The 7,191-nt window shown below is 63.2% G+C and carries 6 protein-coding genes; 2 read left to right on the top strand and 4 right to left on the bottom strand.

Features of this window, described 5'->3' with window-relative positions; translation table 11 throughout:
- Positions 1-61 precede the first annotated feature (61 nt).
- Positions 62-1,039 (bottom strand): NADPH:quinone reductase, encoded by a 978-nt coding sequence (locus B4L76_RS21490; RefSeq protein WP_296235142.1) that lies wholly within the window; start codon positions 1,037-1,039, stop codon positions 62-64.
- 134 nt (positions 1,040-1,173) lie between these two features.
- On the opposite strand from B4L76_RS21490, the gene hemF reads away from it, so the two are divergent.
- Both hemF and aroE read left to right on the top strand, forming a co-directional pair.
- Complete coding sequence (gene hemF / locus B4L76_RS21485; RefSeq protein WP_296235141.1) at positions 1,174-2,085, top strand: oxygen-dependent coproporphyrinogen oxidase; 912 nt, start codon at positions 1,174-1,176, stop codon at positions 2,083-2,085.
- A 25-nt stretch (positions 2,086-2,110) separates the two neighbouring features.
- Positions 2,111-2,935 carry a shikimate dehydrogenase gene (gene aroE / locus B4L76_RS21480; protein WP_296235140.1) on the top strand — a complete coding sequence of 275 codons (825 nt, stop codon included), beginning with the start codon at positions 2,111-2,113 and terminating at the stop codon, positions 2,933-2,935.
- A 38-nt stretch (positions 2,936-2,973) separates the two neighbouring features.
- On the opposite strand, the gene B4L76_RS21475 is transcribed toward aroE, so the two are convergent.
- The 3 genes from B4L76_RS21475 to betC form a co-directional block, all read right to left on the bottom strand.
- Positions 2,974-4,539, bottom strand: coding sequence for a SulP family inorganic anion transporter (locus tag B4L76_RS21475; RefSeq protein WP_296235139.1), 1,566 nt, complete (start codon positions 4,537-4,539; stop codon positions 2,974-2,976).
- Between the two features lie 114 nt (positions 4,540-4,653).
- Positions 4,654-5,583 carry a choline ABC transporter substrate-binding protein gene (gene choX, locus B4L76_RS21470; protein WP_296235138.1) on the bottom strand — a complete coding sequence of 310 codons (930 nt, stop codon included), beginning with the start codon at positions 5,581-5,583 and terminating at the stop codon, positions 4,654-4,656.
- A gap of 16 nt (positions 5,584-5,599) precedes the next feature.
- A complete protein-coding gene (gene betC / locus B4L76_RS21465) occupies positions 5,600-7,117 on the bottom strand; it encodes a choline-sulfatase (protein WP_296235137.1) in 1,518 nt (505 codons plus the stop codon).
- Positions 7,118-7,191 lie beyond the last annotated feature (74 nt).

Here is a 7,191-nt window from a genome sequence, read left to right as displayed (position 1 = left end):
TCTCACAGGCGCTGAAAACCTCAGGGCGTACACATCGTCGTCCTACCGCGCTCCCAGCCATTCAAGGCAACAATACCGTTGACCCCACCGTCCTGCGCGCCGACAACTCCGTCTGCGCCTTGGCCGCCTCGCTCAGCGGATACCGCTGCTGGATATCCACAACCAGCTTGCCACTGCCAATCATCGCAAACAGATCATCGGCCATGGCCTGGGTGTTCTCGGCATTGTTGGCATAGCTCGCCAGTGTCGGCCGAGTCACGTACAGCGAACCCTTCTGCGCCAGAATGCCCAGGTTCACCCCGCTCACCGCGCCCGAGGCATTGCCGAAGCTCACCATCAAACCACGCGGCTGCAAACAATCCAGGGAGGTCAACCAGGTATCCGCACCCACGCCGTCATACACCACCGGGCATTTCTTGCCGTCGGTCAGTTCCAGCACCCGCTTGGCCACATCCTCATGGCTGTAGTCGATGGTCGCCCACGCGCCCAACGCCTTGGCCCGTTCGGCCTTTTCGGCAGAGCTGACGGTGCCGATCAGCTTGGCGCCCAGCGCCTTGGCCCACTGGCACGCCAACGAACCCACGCCGCCGGCCGCTGCGTGGAACAGGATCACATCGCCTGGCTTCACCGCGTAGGTCTGCTTCAACAGGTACTGCACGGTCAGACCCTTGAGCATCACCGCCGCCGCCTGCTCGAAGCTGATGTTGTCGGGTAGCTTGACCAGGTTGGCCTCCGGCAGCGTATGCACTTCGCTGTACGCACCCAGCGGCCCACCGGCATGGGCGACGCGATCGCCCACTTTCAGGCGGGTCACGCCCTCGCCCACGGCCTCGACCACCCCCGCCGCCTCGGTACCCAGCCCGGAGGGCAGCGATGGCGGTGCATACAGCCCACTGCGGAAGTAGGTGTCGATGAAGTTCAGGCCGATCGCATGGTTACGCACGCGCACCTGCTGCGGCCCGGGCGGAGCGGGTTCGAATTCTACAAACTGCAGTACTTCCGGGCCGCCATGCTGGCTGAACTGGATACGCTTGGCCATCTCGCACTCCTGTAGTCGGGATCGGGAAAGGCCTTCTATCGGACGCCTTTGCCTGATCCCCGTCAACTGCGGCGCACGCCCTGGCGGTGGTATGCTACGCGGCGAATTGTTCCCTGCCCGTTCCTGGTGACCCGATGACTAGCCGCACCGAGGCCGTGAAAGCCTATCTGCTCGACCTGCAAGACCGCATCTGCTCTGCCCTTGAAACAGAAGACGGTGGTGCCCGCTTCGTCGAGGATGCCTGGGTGCGCGAGGCCGGTGGCGGGGGGCGCACACGGGTGATCGGCGATGGCAAGGTGATCGAGAAAGGCGGGGTCAACTTCTCTCACGTATTCGGTGCAGGCCTGCCGCCTTCGGCCAGCGCCCACCGCCCCGAGCTGGCGGGCCGTGGCTTCGAGGCCCTGGGCGTGTCGCTGGTGATCCACCCGCACAACCCGCATGTGCCTACCTCGCATGCCAACGTGCGTTTCTTCATCGCCGAAAAGGAAGGTGAAGAAGCCGTGTGGTGGTTCGGCGGTGGTTTCGACCTGACCCCCTATTACGGCAACGAGGAAGACTGTATCCACTGGCACCGCGTCGCCGAGCAGGCCTGCGCGCCGTTCGGTGCCGACGTGTACCCGCGCTACAAGGCCTGGTGTGACCGTTACTTCCATCTCAAGCACCGTGGCGAGCCGCGTGGTATTGGCGGCCTGTTCTTCGATGACCTGAACGAGTGGGACTTCGACACCTGCTTTGCCTTCATCCGTGCTATTGGCGATGCCTACATCAACGCCTACCTGCCGATCGTCCAGCGCCGCAAGAACACGCCTTACACCCCGCAACAGCGTGAGTTCCAGGAATATCGCCGTGGCCGCTATGTGGAGTTCAACCTGGTCTACGACCGTGGCACCCTGTTCGGCCTGCAGTCGGGCGGGCGTACCGAGTCCATTCTCATGTCACTGCCGCCGCAGGTCCGCTGGGGCTACGACTGGAAGGCCGCCCCTGGCAGCGAAGAAGCACGCCTGACTGACTACTTCCTGCAGGACCGCGACTGGCTCAGCCAGTAAGCCCCTGCACAACAAAGGAATCGCCATGGACCAGTACGTCGTTTTCGGTAACCCCATCGGCCACAGCAAGTCGCCGTTGATCCACCGTCTGTTTGCCGAGCAGACCGGTCAGGACCTGGAATACGCTACCCTGCTGGCGCCGCTGGACGAGTTCAGTGACTGTGCGCGTGGCTTTTTCAAGCAAGGCCGCGGCGCCAACGTCACTGTGCCGTTCAAGGAAGAGGCCTACCGCCTGTGTGACAGCCTGACCCCACGCGCCCAGCGCGCGGGCGCGGTGAACACGCTGTGCAAGCTGGCCGACGGTACCTTGCAGGGCGACAACACCGACGGCGCGGGCCTGGTGCGTGACCTGACGGTGAATGCCGGTGTCGCGCTGGCGGGCAAGCGCATCCTGATCCTCGGTGCTGGCGGCGCCGTGCGGGGCGTGCTGGAGCCGCTGCTGGCACACAAGCCGCAGTCGCTGGTCATTGCCAACCGCACTGTGGAAAAGGCCGAGCAGCTGGCGCGGGAATTCGATGAACTGGGGCCGGTGGTGGCCAGTGGTTTTGCCTGGTTGCAGGAGCCGGTGGACGTGATCATCAATGCCACTTCGGCGAGCCTGGCCGGTGAATTGCCACCGATTGCCGACAGCCTGGTCGAGGCGGGGCGTACGGTGTGCTACGACATGATGTATGGCAAGGAGCCGACGCCGTTTTGCCAGTGGGCTACCAGGCTTGGGGCGGCTCAGGTGCTGGACGGGCTGGGGATGCTGGCTGAGCAGGCGGCTGAAGCCTTCTTTGTCTGGCGAGGCGTGCGCCCGGATACGGCGCCGGTTTTGGCGGAGTTGCGCCGACAGCTCGCTCGGGGCTGAAATTGTCGGGGCTGCAAAGCAGCCCCAGGATTCACAGCTCATTCGTCAAACCGGATCGGGCATAACTCCGCCCCTTCCAGCTTCTGCAGTTCCTCGATCACCTGCGGCCTGGCCCGGTGCAAGGTCAGGCTTCCCCCCGCCCGCCTCAACCGGCGCGCCTCGCGGTGCAACATATCCACACCGGAATAGTCGATAAAGTTCACCTGCCGCGCATCGATCACCACATGTGGCCCCTGGCAGCGCTGCAAGCGCACCTGCAGGTAAGGCGCTGCGCCAAAGAAGATCGACCCGCCTACCCGCAGCACGTCCGCCTCCCCTTCACGCGTTTGCTGCACCCTTGGCCGTGACGTGCGCTTGAGGTAGAAGAATAGCGATGCCAATACCCCGGCATAGATCGCGGTTTGCAGCTCCAGCAACAACGTCGCCGCCGCTGTCAGTGCCATGACCAGGAATTCCGAACGGCTGACCCGAAACAGCGCACGAATCGCGCGGTGGTCCACCAACCCCCAGCAGATCAACAGAATGCTGCCGGCCATGGCCGGAATCGGCAGATGCGCAATCAGCCCGGCCCCGGCAACGGCGAATAGCGCCACCCACAATGCCGAGAACACCCCGGCCAGGGGGGAGCGGGCGCCAGCGTCATAGCTCAACCCAGAGCGGGTGAAGGAGCCGGAAGACAGGTAGCCGGAAAAGAACGCTCCAATGATGTTCGACAGGCCTTGGGCCCGAATTTCCTGGTCAGCGTTGATCAGCTGCTCCGAACGTGCCGACAACGAGCGAGCAATCGACAGGCTGGTGACCAGCCCGAGCATGCCCACCGCCACGGCGCTGGGCAGTAGCCGCAGAACCAGTTCCACATCCAGCAAGGGCAGCGGGCTGAAGGGTGGCAGTTGGCCGGTGAACGCTGGCACTCGCGGTACATGGCCAAACAAGCCGGGTAGCAGCCAGGCCAGCAGGCTGACCAGAATCAGGCTGAGCAACAGGCTCGGCCAGCGTGGGCGCCAGCGCTTGAAGGCTACGCCGATCACCACGGTGGCCAGGCCCAGCACCAACGAAGGCAGGTCTACCTCACCGGCATGGCTGGCCAGGTCCTGCACGCTCTTGAGCGCAGTGGCCTGACTGGGCAGGTCCATGCCCAGCAGGTTGGGTAGTTGGCCCAGGGCAATGACGATGGCAGCGCCCAGGGTGAAGCCAAGCACCACGGAATGGGAGACAAAGTTGACCAGCGCGCCGAAGCGCAAAAGCCCGAGCAGCAACTGGAACAGGCCGCCGAGGAAAGTCAGCAACAACACCAGGGTTACGTAGTCGGCGCTGCCGGCCACGGCCAACGGGCTGATACTGGCGTAGAGCACGATGGAAATGGCGGCGGTCGGGCCACAGATCAGGTGCCAGGACGAGCCCCACAGGCAGGCGATCAGCACCGGCACGATGGCGGCGTACAGGCCGTATTCGGCAGGCAGGCCGGCGATCAGGGCATAGGCGATGGATTGTGGCAGGGCGAGGATGGCACCGCTCAGGCCCACCAGCAGGTCCTGGCGCAGGCTGCGGCCCGATTGGCGCGGCAGCCATGTGAGGAAGGGCAGCAGGTGAGCGAGGCGATGCATGAGATATCCAGATTTCCGAAGGTGCACTGTCCTGTGTGGGAGCGGGTCTACCCGCGAATGCATTGGTAGCCTCACTGACGCATTCGCGGGTGAACCCGCTCCCACAGGATCGGTTTAGAGCTTGGTTTTTACTGCTTTGCCAGCATCCTCGCCACTTCTGGTGCTCACCCCGGCCAACCACCCATCCAGCACCTCGGGATGCGCTTTCACCCAGGCCTTGGCCGCTTCGTCGAAGCTGATCTTCTTATCCACAACCTCGGCCATGATGCTGTTTTCCATATCCAGCGTGAACTTCAGGTTTTCCAGCAGCTTCGCCGCATTGGGGCAGGCTTGTGGATAACCTTTGCGGGTCAAGGTATAGACGTCGCCTTTACTGCCGAACCACTTCTCCCCGCCGGTCAGGTAATGCATTTTCAACTTCACGTTCATCGGGTGCGGGGTCCAGCCGAGGAAGGTGATGAACTGCTGTTTTTTCACCGCTCGGTCAACCTGCGCCAGCATCGCCTGCTCGCTGGATTCCACCAGCTTCCATTGGCCAAGGTTGAATTCATTCTTGTCGATGATTTCCTTCAGTGACAGGTTGGCCGGGGCGCCGGAGCCAATCCCGTAAAGCTTCTTGTCAAACTGGTCGGCGTGTTTCTGCAGGTCGGCAAAGTCCCTGACCCCGGCATTCCATACATAATCGGGCACTGCCAGGGTGAACTCGGTTCCCTCCAGATTGCGTGACAGCTGCTTCACGTCGCCATTGGCGATGAACTTGTCATGAAAGCCCTGGTGCGCGGGCATCCAGTTGCCGAGGAAAGCATCTACGCGACCATCCTTGAGGCCGCCATAGATGATCGGTACAGCCAGGCTGTCGATCTTGACCTGATAACCCAGGCTTTCCAGCAGCAGGCGGGCCACGGCGTTGGTCGAGGCAATATCGCTCCAGCCGGGGTCGGCCAATTTCACGGTAGTGCATTGCGTGTCGCTGTCGGTGGCGTAAACGGTGCTCGTGCCCAGGCTGATGGCCAGGGCGAACACGGCGGCGGAGAACTGATGCATGGCGGCCTCTCTTTACTCATTCCAAGGGTGCGGGCTGTGGATAACGTGCCTTGCGCTCGAGGTCGTCGAGATCGATGTGGTTGCGCATGTACTGTTGGCTGGCGTCCACCCAGGGTTGGTGGTCCCAGCTTTTCAGCTTGCCGATGGCCAGCGCCTCGGCCACCAGGCGGCGGCGGCGTTGGCTGGCCAGCACCTGCTGGCGCAGGCTGGGAATATCCCAGCGTTGCCGTGCTTCATCGACAAATGCCTGCAGCAGCGCCTGGTGGTCCGGGCTGCTGGTGAGGTTCTCCCGCTCGTGCGGGTCGCGGCTCAGGTCATAGAGTAGGCATGGGTCGTCTTCGCTGTACACGAACTTGTACGGGCCACGGCGAATCATCATCAGCGGCCCGACCGTGCCTTCGGCCATGTACTCGCCGATGACCTCGTCGTGGCCGCCCTGCCCTTGCAAATGGCCAAGCAGCGAGCGGCCGTCCAGGTGCAGGTTTTTATCCACAGACCCGCCTGCCAGCTCGACCAGCGTCGGCAGCAAGTCGCAGGTCGACACCGAGGCGTCCACCCGGCATGCGGCGAAACGCTTGGGCGCGTGTATCAGCAGCGGTACCCGCGCCGACATCTCGAACCAGTGCATCTTGTACCAGAGGCCCCGCTCACCGAGCATGTCGCCGTGGTCGCCAGAGAACACGATCACGGTGTTGTCGGCCAGGTGGCATTCCTCGAGGGTTTGCAACAACTGGCCGATGTTGTCGTCGATGTAGCTGCAGGCGCCGAAGTAGGCGCGGCGGGCATCGCGGATCTTGTCCACCGGCAGGGGCTTGTTCCACAGGTCGTACACCTTCAGCAGGCGCTGCGAGTGGGGGTCAAGTTCCGCCTGCGCGAACTCGGCGCGCGGCATCGGGATATCCACACCCTCGTAGCGATCCCAGTAGCGCCTGGGGATGGTGTACGGGTCGTGCGGGTGGGTCATCGACACAGTCAGGCAGAACGGCCGGCCATCGTTTTCGCGGACGTGGTCGTACAGGTACTGGCGCGCCTTGAACAGCACTTCTTCGTCGAAATCCAGCTGGTTGGTACGCACGCACGGGCCGGCCTGCAGCACCGAGGACATGTTGTGGTACCAGCTTGGGCGCACGTCCGGTTCATCCCAGTTCACCGCCCAGCCATAGTCTGCTGGGTAGATATCGCTGGTCAGACGTTCTTCGTAGCCATGCAACTGGTCCGGGCCACAGAAGTGCATCTTGCCTGACAGCGCGGTGCGGTAGCCAAGGCGGCGCAGGTAGTGGGCGTAGGTCGGTACATCGGCGGGGAAGTCGGCGGCGTTGTCGTAGGCGCCGATGCGGCTGGGCAACTGGCCACTGACCAGGGTGAAACGGGACGGGGCGCACAATGGGCTGTTGCAGTAGGCAGCGTTGAACACCACCGCCTGCTCGGCCAGGCGGCTCAGGTGCGGCATCTGGATCGGCGACGGGCTGTAGATCGGCAGCAAGGGCGCGGCCATCTGGTCGGCCATGATGAACAGGATATTCGGGCGCGTCATGGTGGCTTCCATCGTTGAGAATTATGCGAACCGCTTGCCTACCAAGATGCGTCTGTGGATAACATGGGTAAAGC

The organism is Pseudomonas sp. UBA4617, assembly GCF_002386445.1.
GTDB lineage: Bacteria > Pseudomonadota > Gammaproteobacteria > Pseudomonadales > Pseudomonadaceae > Aquipseudomonas.
This window is presented reverse-complemented; position numbering and strand designations above follow the sequence as displayed.